The organism is Pseudomonas sp. NBRC 111133, assembly GCF_001320605.1.
Taxonomy (GTDB): domain Bacteria; phylum Pseudomonadota; class Gammaproteobacteria; order Pseudomonadales; family Pseudomonadaceae; genus Aquipseudomonas; species Aquipseudomonas monteilii.
The window spans coordinates 41,903-56,386 of sequence record NZ_BCBJ01000030.1 but is presented as its reverse complement, the minus strand read 5'-3'; the positions used below and the strand labels follow the sequence as shown (position 1 = coordinate 56,386).

Genomic DNA, 14,484 nt, shown 5'->3' with positions numbered 1-14,484 from the left:
CGGTATGCAGGTCGACCGTATGGTTTTTTTTGACAACGGGAGTGACCTGCGGCGTAAGCCGCACGGGGCGGACGAAATAGGGAAAGGCGCAATACTATAAGTAAATGTCGCCTCAAGCCAAGGGGGGAAACAGCGGCCTGTTCGAAAGGATGTTGCAAAGGGTGTCTTTACCCGCGGGCCGGTGCTGTTTTTTATTTACTACACAGGGTTGTACACGGCTTGCTGGCAATTTGGCAAATGGCTGTCGCGAATCGTGCGCCTGATGTCGGTGGATTCACACGGCGAAGGGCGCTGGCCCGGGGGAGGGGCCGGGCGCATAGTCACTGTTCGACAACAACAAGGCAGAGGCGGCCATGACTAAGACCCTGCACCACCGTGCCTGTCACCTGTGCGAAGCGATCTGCGGGTTGAACATCGAAGTCAGCCACGAAGACGATGGGCGGGCGCTGATCAGCTCAATCAAAGGCGACCCCGAAGACCCTTTCAGCCGTGGCCATGTCTGCCCCAAGGCTGTGGCTCTGCAAGACATCCAGACCGACCCCGACCGCCTGCGCCAGCCGCACAAGCGGGTGGGGCAGCGCTGGGAGGCCATTGGCTGGGACGAGGCCTTTGCCCTGGCCGCCGACAAGCTGTGGGTGATCCAGCAGGCGCACGGGCGCAATGCCGTGGCGGTGTATCAGGGTAACCCGAGCGTGCACAACTATGGCCTGATGACCCACAGCAACTACTTCCTTGGCTTGCTCAAGACGCGCAACCGTTTCTCGGCCACGTCGGTGGACCAGTTGCCACATCATCTGGTCAGCCACCTGATGTATGGCCATGGTCTGCTGCTGCCGATCCCGGATATCGACCAGACCCGCTTCATGCTGATTCTCGGCGGCAATCCGTTGGCCTCGAACGGCAGCATCATGACCGTGCCCGATGTAGAGAAGCGCCTGAAGGCCTTGCGCGCGCGGGGAGGGCGTCTGGTAGTGGTGGACCCGCGGCGCAGCGAGACGGCGGCCATGGCCGATACCCATCTGTTCATTCGCCCGGGTGGCGATGCGGCCTTTTTGTGCGGCTTGCTCAACACCCTGTTCGAAGAGGGCCTGGCGCAGGGCTCGCACTTGCCGGTCAACGGCCTGCAACAAGTGCGCGAAGCACTCGCGCCGCTCAGTGCCGAGGCCATGAGCGTGCATTGTGGTATTGCCGCGTCGGAGATCCGCCAGCTGGCACGGGATTTCGCCGCTGCAGGCAAGGCCGTGTGTTATGGGCGCATGGGTGTCTCTACCCAAGCCTTCGGTACACTCTGCCATTGGCTGGTGCAACTGATCAACCTGGTGACCGGCAACCTCGATCGTGAAGGCGGCGCGTTGTGTACGGAGCCTGCCGTCGATCTGGTGGCGACCACCTCGGGTGGCCATTTCAACGCCTGGCAAAGCCGGGTATCGGGCTTGCCCGAGTACGGTGGCGAGTTGCCCGTGGCGGCCCTGGCCGAAGAGATGTTGACACCAGGCGAAGGGCAGGTTCGCGCGCTGGTGACAGTGGCCGGCAACCCCGTGCTATCCACCCCTAACGGCCGCCAGCTGGATGCAGCGCTGGAGGGGCTTGAGTTCATGCTCAGCCTCGACCTCTACATCAACGAAACCACCCGGCATGCCGACCTGATCCTGCCTTCCACCAGCGCGCTGGAAAACGACCACTACGACAGCACCTTCAACCTGCTGGCCGTGCGCAACGTCACCCGCTTCAATCGGGCGATCCTGGCCAAGCCGGAAGGGGCGCTGCACGACTGGGAAATCTTCGTCGGCCTGGCGCGGGCATTCGCCAGGCGCGCCGAGCTTGAATTGAAACCAACCGTGGCGCCTGCGCAGATGATCGACCTGGCCTTGCGCAAAGGGCGCTATGGCGACGCAACACCGTGGCGGTTATCCCTGGCAACACTGGATGAGCACCCGCACGGCCTTGATCTAGGGCCTTTACGCAGGAACCTCGCGGCACGCCTGGCGACGGTCAGCAAGGCTGTTGAAGCTGCACCTCAGGTATTGCTGGACGACCTGAGTCGCCTCGTACAACTGGCGCCCCCTGTAGCGGGTGAACTGCTGCTGATCGGCCGCCGCCATGTGCGCAGCAACAATTCATGGATGCACAACTTCCATCGCCTGGTGAAAGGCAAGCCACGCCATCAGTTGTTGATGCACCCGCAAGACCTGCAAGCGCGGCACCTGCAGGACGGCCAGCGGGTGCGTATCCGTTCGCGTACGGGTGATCTGGAAATCGAGGTGCAGGCCTGCGAAGACATGATGCCGGGTGTGGTCAGCCTGCCCCATGGCTTCGGCCATGGCCGCCAGGGCGTACACATGCAGATCGCCCAGGCACAACCCGGCGTGAGTGCCAATGACCTTACCGACGAGCGCTTTCGGGACGCTGTTTCCGGCAACGCTGCACTCAATGGCGTGCCCGTGCAGGTAGAGGCCGCATGAGCAATGGTAAGGCCGAGCACGCCGCTCGGCTTTCCGTTACAATGCGTCACCGTGCCGACGACCGCGTCGGAAAGTTCAGCTGAGGTGCTAGATGGATATCATCGATACGATCAAAGAGCAGATTGCCAACAACACCATTCTGCTTTACATGAAAGGCTCGCCGAATGCCCCGCAGTGCGGGTTCTCGGCCAAGGCATCGCAGGCTGTGATGGGTTGTGGCGAGAAGTTCGCCTACGTCGACATCCTGCAGAACCCGGAAATCCGCGCCAACCTGCCAAAGTACGCCAACTGGCCGACCTTCCCACAGCTGTGGGTAGCCGGTGAGCTGGTTGGCGGCAGCGACATCATGCTGGAAATGTTCGAGAAGGGTGAGTTGCAGACCCTGATCAAGGAAGCGGCTGCCAAGGCCAAGGCGTCCGAAGCCTGATTTTCCGGCAAGCATAAAAAAACCCGCGGATCGCGGGTTTTTTTATGCGGTGAAGAATTACTCTTCGCCCATTTGCGACTGCAGGTAATTCTCGATAGTGATCTTGTCGATCAGACCCAGTTGGGTTTCCAGCCAGTCGATGTGCTCTTCCTCGGACTCGAGAATATCTTCAAGCATGTCACGCGAGCCGAAGTCGCCAGCCGTTTCGCAATGCGCAATGGCCGCCTTCAGGTCTACCAAGGCTTTCTTCTCGAGCTTCAGATCACACTCGAGCATTTCCTTGGTGTGCTCGCCGATCATCAGCTTGCCCAGGTCCTGAACGTTCGGGATACCTTCGAGGAAGAGAATACGCTTGATCAGTTTGTCAGCGTCTTTCATCGCGTGGATGGATTCCTTGTACTCGAGCTTGCCGAGTTTGTTCAGGCCCCAATCTTCGTACATGCGTGCGTGCAGGAAGTACTGGTTGATCGCGACCAGCTCGTTTCCGAGGATCTTGTTGAGATGCTGGATGACGCTTACGTCGCCTTTCATTGCGGGTTCCTGCCCTGAAGAAGTGTGCCAATACAGTGAAGTTTGAGCCCGATACTTAGGAGTGTCAAACCTAAGTTATTGAATAATAAGTGAAAATTAATAGGAATAAGAATGTTTGTGAACCGCGTTGCGGCGCTAACTTATTGAATTGCAGGCATAAAAAAACCGGACACAGGGTCCGGTTCTTTGAATTCTGGGGTTTCAGGCTGCGGTAAATTCTACGGGGTAGGGCAGGGCTGCCTGGCTCACCTGAAGCTCTGCCAGGGTCTCACGGACCACCTGCTTGGCCAGGCAGGCGCATTTGCCACACTGGCTTGCGACATTGGTCGCGGCTCGCACTTCCTTGTAACTGCAGCATCCTTCATAGATCGCATCGCGGATCTGTCCGTCGGTAACGCCGACACAAAGACACACATACATAAGGGCTGACCATCGCGGGTTGAGTCGATGGGTTGGAGCTTAATGTTAATGAGAATGCTTGTCAAAGGACTTTCTGGAAGGGCCGTGCTTGAGCGACCGGCGGTTGGCTGCCTGATGGATTCGGCCTGTCATCAGAAGCCGTGTATGATGGTCGGCCTTTGTTGGATGTCGGGCAAGCCCGTCTGGCCCGGCAAACGGTTTTTCACCCTCATCAGGAGATTACAATGAGCGTACTCGTTGGTAAGAAAGCCCCCGATTTCACCGTTCCGGCCGTGCTGGGCAATGGCGAGATCGTCGACAGCTTCAACCTGGCTTCGGCCATCAAGGGCAAGTACGGCCTGGTGTTCTTCTACCCGCTGGACTTCACCTTTGTCTGCCCGTCCGAGCTGATCGCCCTGGACAACCGCATCCCGGACTTCCAGGCCCGTAACGTAGAAGTGATCGGCGTGTCGATCGACTCGCACTTCACCCACAACGCCTGGCGTAACACCCCGGTCAACAACGGCGGCATCGGCCAGGTGAAGTACACCCTGGCTGCCGACATGACTCACGAAATCTGCAAAGCCTACGACGTCGAGTCCGAAGGCGGCGTGGCTTTCCGTGGCGCCTTCCTGATCGACACCAACGGAGTTGTCCGTTCGCAGATCGTCAACGACCTGCCACTGGGCCGTAACATGGACGAGCTGCTGCGCCTGGTTGACGCCCTGCAGTTCCACGAGGAGCACGGCGAAGTCTGCCCTGCCAACTGGAAAAAAGGCGACAAAGGCATGAACGCTTCGCCAGAAGGCGTTGCTGCCTACCTGAGCGAGAACGCCGGCAAGCTGTAATTGCTGCGTGCATGAAAAAACCGGCCCTGGTGGCCGGTTTTTTTTGCTTCAAGTTTTAAGCTGCAAGCTTCAAGAAAAAACGAGCGCGTGCTGTCTGCCCTTTCTTGCTGCTTGAAGCTTGTGGCTTGCAGCTGCTTAGTCGTTGAAGTCGCGCCAGCCGCCCATTTCTTTCCAGCGGTTGACGATGCCGCAGAACAGCTCTGCCGTCTTCTCGGTGTCGTATCGCGCCGAGTGCGCTTCACGCCCGTCGAAGTCGATGTCCGCACTTTGGCAGGCGCGCGCCAGCACGGTCTGCCCATACGCCAGGCCCGCCAAGGTAGCGGTGTCAAAGCTGGAGAACGGGTGGAACGGGTTACGCTTCAGGTCGTTGCGCGCTACCGCTGCATTGAGGAAGCCCAGGTCGAAGCTGCTGTTATGGCCGACCAGGATCGCCCGCTTGCAGCCATTGGCCTTGAGCGCCTTGCGCACGCCACGGAAGATGTCGGTCAGCGCGCTTTCCTCGCTGACGGCCATGCGCAGCGGGTGGTCCAGCTTGATACCAGTGAACTCCAACGCCGCGGCTTCGATATTGGCACCCTCGAACGGCTCCACCCGGTGGAAGTAGGTGTGCTCGGGGAACAGGAAGCCTTTCTCGTCCATGCCGATGGTGACGGCGGCAATTTCCAGCAGGGCATCGGTGGCGCTGTTGAAACCACCGGTTTCCACATCCACCACGACCGGCAGGTAGCCACGGAAACGCTCGGCCATCGGGTGGCGCGAACCGCTGCTGCCCTGGGAGTCCAGGTCGTCTTCGTAGAGGTCTTCGCTCACGCGTTGTCCTCCAGCAGGCGCCAACGCAGTTTTTCACCCGCGCGCAGCGGGATTACCGTCTGCTCGCCAAACGGCAGGCTGTCCGGGGCGGTCCACTCTTCGCGGACCAGGGTAATGGTGTCGGTGTTTGCAGGCAGGCCATAGAAAGCCGGACCGTGCAGGCTGGCAAAGCCTTCCAGCTTGTCCAGTGCGTTCCGTTGTTCGAACGCTTCGGCGTACATTTCGATGGCCGCATAGGCGGTGTAGCAACCGGCGCAACCGCAGGCGGCTTCCTTGGCGTGGCGGGCGTGAGGTGCCGAATCTGTGCCGAGGAAGAACTTCGGGTTGCCGCTGGTGGCCGCATCCAGCAGCGCCACCTGGTGGGTGTTGCGCTTGAGGATCGGCAGGCAGTAGAAGTGCGGGCGAATGCCGCCAACCAGCATGTGGTTGCGGTTGTACAGCAGGTGCTGGGCGGTGATGGTCGCGCCAACGTTGGCCGGGGCCTCGGTGACGAACTGCGCGGCATCGCCGGTGGTGATGTGTTCGAACACCACTTTCAACGTAGGGAAGCGCTCGACCAGACGGCGCATATGCTCGTCGATGAAGCGCTTCTCGCGGTCGAACACGTCGATTTCGCTACGGGTCACTTCGCCATGCACCAGCAGGGGCATGCCAACTTCCGCCAGTGCCTCGATGGCCGGAAAGATGTTGTCGATGCTGGTTACGCCCGAGTCGGAGTTGGTGGTGGCGCCGGCCGGGTACAGTTTGGCAGCGTACACGATGCCGCTGGCCTTGGCCGCGCGGACGTCCTCGGGGCTGGTACGGTCGGTGAGGTACAGCACCATCAGCGGCTCGAAGCGGCTACCGGCCGGGCGCGCGGCAAGGATGCGCTCACGGTAGGCGCCAGCCTCGGCGGCATTGCGCACCGGGGGAACCAGGTTTGGCATGATGATGGCACGGGCGAAGGTGCGCGCCACGTCGCCAACGGTGTGGGGCAGGACGGCACCATCGCGCAGATGGATGTGCCAGTCGTCGGGGCGCAGGAGGGTCAGGCGATCGGACATTGGGGATTCCAGGCGGGTCGAACTCAAGCCCCAATGCTACCGGAAAACCCTGGGTCGAGCACGGCTATCAAGTTTTCCGGCCAGCGTCCGATAGCTTGCAGGTAAGCCGTCAGAATTTGTGGAGCCGCCCGTGCGCCAGCGTTACCTAGCCCTGTTGACCCTGTTCGCCTGCCTACCGGCCGGTGCACTGACTTTCCAGACGCGCATGGAGAACATCGCCTGGAAGGTCGAGGGTGACCAGTTCGAGTGCCGCCTGATCCAGCCGATCGAAGGTTTCGGCAGTGGTGAGTTCGTGCGCCGTGCAGGTGAGCAGCCGGTGTTCCAGTTGCGCTCGGACATCAACGTACTGGGTGCAGGCACCGCCAACCTGCTGGCGGCCGCGGCCCCATGGCAACCCGGGCGTGGCGACATCAACCTGGGCAGTGTGCGCATGGCCCGTACAGGTGTGCTGTTCAGCTCCTCCCAAGGCCAGGCCAGCCGCCTGATCAATGGCCTGCTCGACGGGCGCAGCACGGTGGTGCGCAACTATGCCGGTGAGGCGGGCAGGCCGATGGAGGTGCGGGTGTTGCCTGTCAGCTTTGCCAAGGCTTACAGCGACTATCAGGCCTGCGCGGGCAAGCTGCTTGCGATGAACTACGACCAGGTGCGTCAGACTCAGGTGGGCTTCCCGGGGGGCGGCATTGAACTGGATGAAGCCGCCAAGGCGCGTCTGGACCTGATCCTTGACTACATGAAAGCCGACCCGACGGTTAACCACATCGAGCTCGACGGCCATTCGGACAATAGCGGCAACCGCCTGACCAACCGCGACCTGTCGCGCCGTCGGGCATTGTCGGTGGCTGATTACTTCAAGGCCCATGGCTTGAAGGAAGAGCAGATCATCGTGCGCTTCCATGGTGAGCAGTACCCGGTGGCGAAAAACAACAGCCCTGCCAACCGGGCGCGCAACCGGCGAGTGAATATCGAACTGGACCGGGTTGCGGTGGTTGAGAAGCCGGTGGAGAAACCCGCCGAAAAAGCCCCTGAGCCAACGGCTCCTGCGCCAGCGGCTAAGTAAACCGCATTCTTTTCTTACGGCCTCCTCAAACGTTGGGAGCCTGCGCAGTCCCTGTGGGAGCGGGCAAGCCCGCGAAGCAGTAGATGGCACCGGCTGCGCCGGTGTTCGCGGCGGTTCGGCGCCCCGACAAGCCCGCTCCCACAGGTTCGGCGTCATGCTCAGTGGCGCCGTCGCCCTTCCGACAGTTCCTGTCGCTTTGTCGTCAGAAGCTGTCGCCCCACTGTAATTTTATCTGCAAGGCCGTTAGAATCGATCCCTTTCCGTACAACCCCGTGGAGTGATGGCATGGCGGACGTAAAAAAGGTCGTACTGGCGTATTCCGGCGGCCTTGATACTTCGGTGATTCTCAAGTGGCTGCAGGATACCTACAACTGCGAAGTGGTGACCTTCACCGCTGACCTGGGTCAGGGCGAAGAGGTCGAGCCGGCCCGTGCCAAGGCTCAGGCAATGGGCGTTAAAGAGATCTACATCGACGACCTGCGCGAAGAGTTCGTGCGTGATTTCGTGTTCCCGATGTTCCGCGCCAACACCGTCTACGAAGGCGAGTACCTGCTGGGTACTTCCATCGCCCGTCCGCTGATCGCCAAGCGCCTGATCGAAATCGCCAACGAAACCGGTGCTGACGCCATTTCCCACGGCGCCACCGGCAAAGGTAACGATCAGGTTCGTTTCGAGCTGGGTGCCTATGCCCTCAAGCCTGGCGTCAAGGTCATCGCCCCGTGGCGTGAGTGGGACCTGCTGTCCCGCGAGAAGCTGATGGACTACGCCGAAAAGCACGGCATCCCGATCGAGCGCCACGGCAAGAAGAAGTCGCCGTACTCGATGGACGCCAACCTGCTGCACATCTCCTACGAAGGCGGTGTCCTGGAAGATACCTGGACCGAGCACGAAGAAGACATGTGGAAATGGAGCGTCTCGCCTGAGAGCGCCCCGGACCAGGCGACCTACATCGAGCTGACCTACCGCAACGGCGACATCGTTGCCATTGACGGCGTCGAGAAAACCCCGGCCACCGTCCTGGCCGACCTGAACCGTATCGGTGGTGCCAACGGCATCGGCCGCCTCGACATCGTGGAAAACCGTTACGTCGGCATGAAGTCGCGTGGCTGCTACGAGACCCCTGGCGGCACCATCATGCTCAAGGCGCACCGTGCCATCGAGTCGATCACCCTGGACCGCGAAGTCGCTCACCTGAAAGATGAGCTGATGCCGAAGTACGCCAGCCTGATCTACACCGGCTACTGGTGGAGCCCTGAGCGTCTGATGCTGCAGCAGATGATCGACGCTTCCCAGGTCAACGTGAACGGCGTCGTGCGCCTGAAGCTGTACAAGGGCAACGTTACCGTGGTTGGCCGCAAGTCGGACGATTCGCTGTTCGATGCCAACATCGCGACCTTCGAGGAAGATGGCGGCGCCTACAACCAGGCCGATGCCGCAGGCTTCATCAAGTTGAACGCACTGCGCATGCGCATTGCCGCCAACAAGGGCCGTTCGATGCTCTGATTGCGCGCTCGTGCAATGAAAACCCCGGCTTAAGCCGTAATGCTGTTCACTTAAGCATTTGAGTCCAAGCTGGGGTTTCTAGAAAAACCGATACCAGCCCTCTGGTATCGGATTTTTTATGCCCATTCAGCAGCAATTGCTCGACCTCGGCGATCTCTTCAATTTCTCTGACCTAAGTACCTTCACTCAGAACATCCCAGTTGAGTGGGGCACCAGTGCGCTGAACCTCTCGGCACAAGCCACCATAAGACGTCGCCGCCTGCCCAGCGACCAGGTGCTCTGGTTGGTCGCCGAGGGTGGCAGCAATCGTCACTGGCTGACCCCAGCTCGCAAGAATCTGGTCACGGAGGAAGTCGAGCGCTATGGCGAGCACGATCGGCGTGTGCGGATGAAAGGCTCGCCTCAGGCTCGGAAAAAAAATCCGAACTTGCCCACACATTGGGAAATACGTGAAGTCAGCTATAAAGCCAAGGGCACGTCAGGTCGCTGCTCACTTTGCTGCCGGTTGAAGGTTACAGTGCAGAGGCTGTCGCCGAGCTGTACCTGGAACGCTGGGAGATCGGGCTGGGCTTTCGGGACATCAAAAGCTCTATGCAGCAGAACGCGGTGACGCTGCGCAGCAAGAAGGTCGAACTGATTTATCAGGAGGTCTGGGGGCTGTTGCTGGCTTACAACATCATTCGTCGCGAGGCCAGCCAGGCCGCGGTGGCCTTTGGGCGAACGCCCTCGGACATACGCTTCAAGCCTGCCCGTCAGTACATCGCGGTGCAATTGATCGTGATGGCAGCTGCCAATCCGGTGTCGGCAACGGGCAGAAGGTTGGCTGAACTGAGAGGAGGTATAGCAGGGATGTTTCTGGATCACCGCCCAAGGCCAGGAAGGCCAAGGACGGTGAAGATTTCCAAAACCCGGTATCCGGTGGATCGTAAGGCTGCTCCGCTTAAGTGAACAGCATTACGGCCAGGTGCCGGGCTTTCTTGCATCCTGCGTTTGGAACCCGTTCCGGTTAGTCCTCTCGCGCACATCGGCATAGCCTCCTGATCGCGACACTGCATGCAGCTGACTGCCCGTTGAACACCTTCGACAGCATGACCGCGGCAAAGTGGCACTAGCAAGCCCTCTGACCACACCCGGGTACGCCGTGGACGGCGCCGGTACACTGGGCGTACTTGATTGTTCCGACAAGGATTGAAACCTCGGTCAAGAACTGGGGCTGGTCGCTTTCGAGAAATCTTCTGCTGCCCAACCTCTGGTGCTCTATTTCCGGCACAGTGAAGCCGGCTACCGCCTGTACGTTCGCAGCGGAGACCATTTTGGTAAGGGGTTATTGCAACAACACATGGTCTGGTGGAAGTAAAGCGCATCAAGCAGCAAGACCCCACAGCGTGGAGAGTCACACAAGCATCGAGCGGTAATGCCTTTGATCTGACAGCCTGCGAAGGCGACCAGATCGATATCAAACTGCAAAGCAAGGCAGGGCCATGGGGACGCAATGCGCTATACCCTGTTGGCGACTATTCGGTATGCCACGCCAATGCAACTGGCTCTACGTTCAAACTGGTCATCCAAGCGCGGAATGTAGATTGGCTGAATCCGGCGTAGCGTCCTGGATGATCATCGCTGGCTGAATGCCGGTAAGATGCCCAGCGAGAAGCTGGTTTTTGTTCGACGCGTACCCAATTGTCTGTACGCCCCGCTTACGGCCACGCACCCGCTTTCCAACTCCCTAGCCTGGCACAGACCCTCGCTACTGAAATTGCCTGGATTCGATACAGTAAGTCAGCAAGTCCTGGTCACTGTCGACATTGAGCTTGCGCATTGCCGATATTTTCTGCGCGCTGACTGTCTTGTTGCTGCGCGACAGTTGCCGCGCGATATCACCTACGGTCATGCCAGTGACAAACAGGCGGACGACTTCGAGTTCCCTGGGGGACAGCTGATTGAAGCGTGCCTCGACCTTCACGGCTTCGCGCACTACGGATGTGGGTGCCGGCAGGGGGCTTCGGTACCGACGCCGCTTGCGGATGGCACTCAACGCTTTTTCGATTTCATCATGCAGGTGATTTTTTTGAATGACCCCTGCCACACCCAGTTCCTGAAGCCGGGAAAGAATCAACCCATTGGAAATCATGGTCAGAATGAGGACCTGGGTGTCCGGGAAGTGGCGCAAAATGTACTCGATGAGCTTGAAACCATCCCCGTAGGTGCAATCGCCCGGCATATTGAAGTCGGTGATCAGGGTGCGAGGGTTGTGCAGGCGCAGTTGATCGATCAATTCAGATGAGTTGGTGGCTTGACCGACGACTTTATAACGCCCGATGCGTTGAATGACTTCACGCACCCCCAGCAGGACGATGGGATGATCGTCAGCGATGACAACCTTGTGATGAGGCATGCAGAAATACTCCAATAGGGGACAAGGCTCATCCGGGAATCTCGTCTGACAAGCGTTGCGCGACCTGGGCAAGCCGCCCACACAGCGCACGGACCTGCCCGCCCAGGCGTGCATCCAGCGGCAACTCCTGCAACATGTTTTCCAGTCGTTGGCATGCGCTGTACAAAGCGGATGCGTTGATGCTGGCCAGTGCACCGCTCAAACTGTGCAACCGTTGCTGGACCAGAACCGCGTCGTGCTCGACGACCCCTTTTTCCAACTGCTCAATATCGCTTGCCAACGTCTGGGCAAGCAATTGACGCATGGGCTGGGACAATTGAATGCAGCCTGAAAAATCCTCTTTGCCCGGGTCGTTTGCAGCATGAGTATCGGTCGATCCGGGGCAGTGTTTCATCAATACCTGCCGCAGGGTACCAAGGCTCAGAGGTTTGACTATCCACGCGGTCATGCCCGCTTGCAGGCAACGTTCACCTTCTTCGCGCAGCGCATTGGCGGTGATGCCGATGATGGGTACTTCGACACCTGCCTCTCGCAGCGTGCGGGTCAGCGCGTAGCCGTTCATCCTGGGCATGTTGATGTCGGTGATGACCATGTCGAAACGCTTGGATTGCCAGAGTTGAAGTGCCTGGTGGCCATCAGCCGCGACGATTGGATAAGCCCCAATGGCTTCGAGCTGCTCACACATGACCGCTTGGCTGACCGGGTTATCCTCGGCTACCAATACGCTCAATTTCAATGGCGCAGACGGCGCCTGCGAACCCTCTTTTGACGCTGGTACCATGGCCGGCGGGGAGGTCCCAATGGGCAAGCGTATGAACAGGGAAAAGCTGCTCCCAAGGCCAGGCTCACTGACCACGCGCATGGTACCGCCCATCGACTCGCTCAAGCGTGAACAGATGGAAAGCCCGAGTCCAGCCCCCCCACCTTCCTGCCCTGCGGACACCTGAAAGAACGGTTTGAACAAATGCTCCAGGTCTTTTTCAGGAATACCTTTTCCGGTGTCCGTCACTTGCCATTGCATCAACACGTCCTGCTCGCTTCGTTCTTGAACAATCAGGCGCAGGCGTACGCGTCCGGAGGGGGTGAACTTGATCGCGTTGCCTAGCAAGTTGTGCAGGATCTGCCTGATCCGCCCGGCATCCCCTTCTACCTGTGCAGGCACCTGGGCGTCGATTTCAGCCTCAAGCTGCAGCCCTTTGCCCTGCGCTGTGGCCTCGAAACTGGCGTGCGCGTCGTCAACCAGCTGACGCGGATCGAAAGCGGCATGCTCGAAAGCCACCCAGACTCGATCTTGGTCACATCCAGAACATTACTGATCAGCTGGAACAGCACTGTCGACGAGTTTTCGATGATTTGCAGGTAATGCCGCTGGCGCTCACTGAGCTCGGTCAGCGACAGCAGTTCAAGATTGCCCAGCACACCGTAGAGCGGGGTTCTAATTTCATGGCTCATGGTAGCCAGGAAAACGGTCTTGGCCTCATTGGCAGCCGTCGCACGCTGGTGGGCCTGGTTGAGCTGCAATTGTTCGTCGACATGGCGAGTGATGTCATTGCAGCCGCACAGAAACACGTCTTCTCCGTCGTAACGGGTAGCGACCGCCATCACCTGGACGTAACGCCCATCCACCAGCAGGCACAGTTCGCCGGGCGCCTGGTCACCGTGATTATCGCGCAGCAGTTGCAGCACCGCTGCGGTAACGCCCAGTTGTACCGCGCATTCGTTTTCCAACAACACCCTGTGATCGTGGCGCCTCACGACGCACAGCCCGACCGGCACGTTGTGAAGTATGATGCGGCTAAAGGCCTCGCTTTCAGCCAGCCGGATTTGTGCTCGTTGTGCGGGCCTAACGATGCGCGACTTGTACCAGTGATTGACCCAGAGCCCCAGCAGGATCGCAGCGATGATTGTCAGCGCCAGGCCAAGCAGCGGCCATTTGGCGTAGCGCAGAAAGTCCCCGTAGCTGATGGCATACAGCCCAGTCCACGCGTCTCCCGACGACGACATCATCTTGAAACGCAAGCCGCTCCGGTTGAAGCTCAGGCCAAGCGGGGCCAGATCACCCTTGCCGCGCTCTCCCATCAAGATCTTGCCATCTGGGGAGATCAGGGTGAACTGGTTGTAGACCGATAGCCGGAGCACACGCTCGAATTCATCGACCTGCTCCGTATCCATTACCGCAGCCAAAACCATTTCCCTATCGCCCGTCGCACTCGGCTTGAGGGTGTGCTCGGGCGCCAGCTTCAAAAGCGAGACCATGCGCAGGTTGTCGTTGTAAAGGCGTGCTGGCGCTCGCACCCAATGGACACGCTGGTCGGGCAGCACGTCGGGTTGAGCCAGCAAGTGCACCAAGCGATCGACCACGGTTACATAATGGCGAGGCAGCAGCGGCTGATGCTGACGCTGGTCGCCAGCAGCAGGCACGGCAATGCTTGCGCCCGTTCCCCGTTCGAGCACGAACAGTTGTGGCGATGCGTAGAACGAGCGGGCCCAGAACCCCCCGTAGTAGTCGGTCAGACGCAACCCCAACCCCAAGGCGCCGCGTACCTCCTGGTCCCGGAAATCGCCGGTGTAGGCCAGGGTGAAGGGTAAGGAGAGTTCGAATCCCTTTGCCTTGAGCAGTGTCTTGCCGTCGATGCTCGTTGAATCGAGCATTGTGACGCCCTGCTGCACGGGTGGAGGAAGCTCGCCACCGGCTGGCATGCTGTTGGCCAGATTCTGCAGGAAGATCTCGTGCTCATGGATGATTTCGATCACCCGGGCAAAATGCAGCTCCAGCCGCTGCTGCTCCGATTCGAGCAGGCGCGATACTGCCCAGTAACACGTACTGGACAACAGTAGCATGAGCCCACTAAGTAGCAGGATTGCCTTGTTCAGGCGCTGAGAGCTGCGCGCAAGTTTGTCCATGCGCAAGCTTGCATTTTTCATGGTGTTGATCGTCGACATCACTCTATGACGGTGAGAGTGCTCTAACAGACACAAAATTCATGACATATAGCGACATACTTACGC

General features: G+C 59.5%; 12 protein-coding genes and 1 pseudogene. 6 read left to right on the top strand and 7 right to left on the bottom strand.

The annotated features are described in order from the left end of the window. Positions 1-353: 353 nt before the first annotated feature. A complete protein-coding gene (locus tag APH36_RS06060; protein ID WP_060497890.1) occupies positions 354-2,462 on the top strand; it encodes a molybdopterin oxidoreductase family protein in 2,109 nt (702 codons plus the stop codon). Positions 2,463-2,553: 91 nt separating this feature from the next. After that, positions 2,554-2,889 carry a Grx4 family monothiol glutaredoxin gene (grxD, locus tag APH36_RS06055; protein WP_016713741.1) on the top strand — a complete coding sequence of 112 codons (336 nt, stop codon included), beginning with the start codon at positions 2,554-2,556 and terminating at the stop codon, positions 2,887-2,889. Between the two features lie 57 nt (positions 2,890-2,946). Here the strand turns inward: grxD and bfr are convergent, their stop codons facing one another. Both bfr and APH36_RS06045 read right to left on the bottom strand, forming a co-directional pair. Further along, on the bottom strand, positions 2,947-3,420 hold the full coding sequence (gene bfr, locus APH36_RS06050; RefSeq protein ID WP_060497889.1) for a bacterioferritin: 474 nt from the start codon (positions 3,418-3,420) through the stop codon (positions 2,947-2,949). A gap of 201 nt (positions 3,421-3,621) precedes the next feature. Next, positions 3,622-3,840 carry a bacterioferritin-associated ferredoxin gene (locus tag APH36_RS06045; protein ID WP_060497888.1) on the bottom strand — a complete coding sequence of 73 codons (219 nt, stop codon included), beginning with the start codon at positions 3,838-3,840 and terminating at the stop codon, positions 3,622-3,624. Positions 3,841-4,064: 224 nt separating this feature from the next. On the opposite strand from APH36_RS06045, the gene APH36_RS06040 reads away from it, so the two are divergent. Beyond that, the gene (locus APH36_RS06040; RefSeq protein ID WP_003254945.1) at positions 4,065-4,667 is read left to right on the top strand and encodes a peroxiredoxin; all 603 of its coding nucleotides are present in this window, start codon (positions 4,065-4,067) and stop codon (positions 4,665-4,667) included. Between the two features lie 135 nt (positions 4,668-4,802). On the opposite strand, the gene rnt is transcribed toward APH36_RS06040, so the two are convergent. Beyond that, entirely contained in the window at positions 4,803-5,414 is a 612-nt protein-coding gene (gene rnt, locus APH36_RS06035) for a ribonuclease T (RefSeq protein ID WP_225917480.1), read from the bottom strand. A 59-nt stretch (positions 5,415-5,473) separates the two neighbouring features. Beyond that, complete coding sequence (gene pyrC / locus APH36_RS06030) at positions 5,474-6,520, bottom strand: dihydroorotase (RefSeq protein WP_016713746.1); 1,047 nt, start codon at positions 6,518-6,520, stop codon at positions 5,474-5,476. 130 nt (positions 6,521-6,650) lie between these two features. On the opposite strand from pyrC, the gene APH36_RS06025 reads away from it, so the two are divergent. The 3 genes and pseudogenes from APH36_RS06025 (at position 6,651) to APH36_RS30585 (ending at position 10,028) form a co-directional block, all read left to right on the top strand. Then, positions 6,651-7,577 carry an OmpA family protein gene (locus tag APH36_RS06025; protein ID WP_060497887.1) on the top strand — a complete coding sequence of 309 codons (927 nt, stop codon included), beginning with the start codon at positions 6,651-6,653 and terminating at the stop codon, positions 7,575-7,577. A 285-nt stretch (positions 7,578-7,862) separates the two neighbouring features. Continuing rightward, on the top strand, positions 7,863-9,080 hold the full coding sequence (locus APH36_RS06020) for an argininosuccinate synthase (protein ID WP_060497886.1): 1,218 nt from the start codon (positions 7,863-7,865) through the stop codon (positions 9,078-9,080). A 124-nt stretch (positions 9,081-9,204) separates the two neighbouring features. Continuing rightward, positions 9,205-10,028, top strand: a pseudogene (locus tag APH36_RS30585) (transposase). Positions 10,029-10,827: 799 nt separating this feature from the next. Here APH36_RS30585 and APH36_RS06005 read toward each other — a convergent pair. From APH36_RS06005 to APH36_RS32570, 3 genes are read right to left on the bottom strand one after another with little or no spacing between them, the layout of a single operon-like run. Continuing rightward, positions 10,828-11,475 (bottom strand): response regulator, encoded by a 648-nt coding sequence (locus tag APH36_RS06005; protein ID WP_060497884.1) that lies wholly within the window; start codon positions 11,473-11,475, stop codon positions 10,828-10,830. Positions 11,476-11,503: 28 nt separating this feature from the next. Then, on the bottom strand, positions 11,504-12,637 hold the full coding sequence (locus APH36_RS32575; protein WP_256219116.1) for an ATP-binding protein: 1,134 nt from the start codon (positions 12,635-12,637) through the stop codon (positions 11,504-11,506). Continuing rightward, entirely contained in the window at positions 12,622-14,418 is a 1,797-nt protein-coding gene (locus APH36_RS32570) for a histidine kinase dimerization/phospho-acceptor domain-containing protein (protein ID WP_256219110.1), read from the bottom strand. The genes APH36_RS32575 and APH36_RS32570 overlap by 16 nt, the downstream gene beginning before the upstream one ends. Positions 14,419-14,484 lie beyond the last annotated feature (66 nt).

Bases quoted from the DNA above. Each gene is read 5' to 3' on its own strand.
- APH36_RS06040 (WP_003254945.1), top strand. From the start codon at position 4,065: ATGAGCGTACTCGTTGGTAAGAAAGCCCCCGATTTCACCGTTCCGGCC.
- pyrC (WP_016713746.1), bottom strand. From the start codon at position 6,520: ATGTCCGATCGCCTGACCCTCCTGCGCCCCGACGACTGGCACATCCAT.
- grxD (WP_016713741.1), top strand. From the start codon at position 2,554: ATGGATATCATCGATACGATCAAAGAGCAGATTGCCAACAACACCATT.
- APH36_RS06045 (WP_060497888.1), bottom strand. From the start codon at position 3,840: ATGTATGTGTGTCTTTGTGTCGGCGTTACCGACGGACAGATCCGCGAT.
- APH36_RS06005 (WP_060497884.1), bottom strand. From the start codon at position 11,475: ATGCCTCATCACAAGGTTGTCATCGCTGACGATCATCCCATCGTCCTG.
- bfr (WP_060497889.1), bottom strand. From the start codon at position 3,420: ATGAAAGGCGACGTAAGCGTCATCCAGCATCTCAACAAGATCCTCGGA.
- APH36_RS06060 (WP_060497890.1), top strand. From the start codon at position 354: ATGACTAAGACCCTGCACCACCGTGCCTGTCACCTGTGCGAAGCGATC.
- APH36_RS32570 (WP_256219110.1), bottom strand. From the start codon at position 14,418: ATGTCGACGATCAACACCATGAAAAATGCAAGCTTGCGCATGGACAAA.
- APH36_RS06020 (WP_060497886.1), top strand. From the start codon at position 7,863: ATGGCGGACGTAAAAAAGGTCGTACTGGCGTATTCCGGCGGCCTTGAT.
- rnt (WP_225917480.1), bottom strand. From the start codon at position 5,414: ATGGCCGAGCGTTTCCGTGGCTACCTGCCGGTCGTGGTGGATGTGGAA.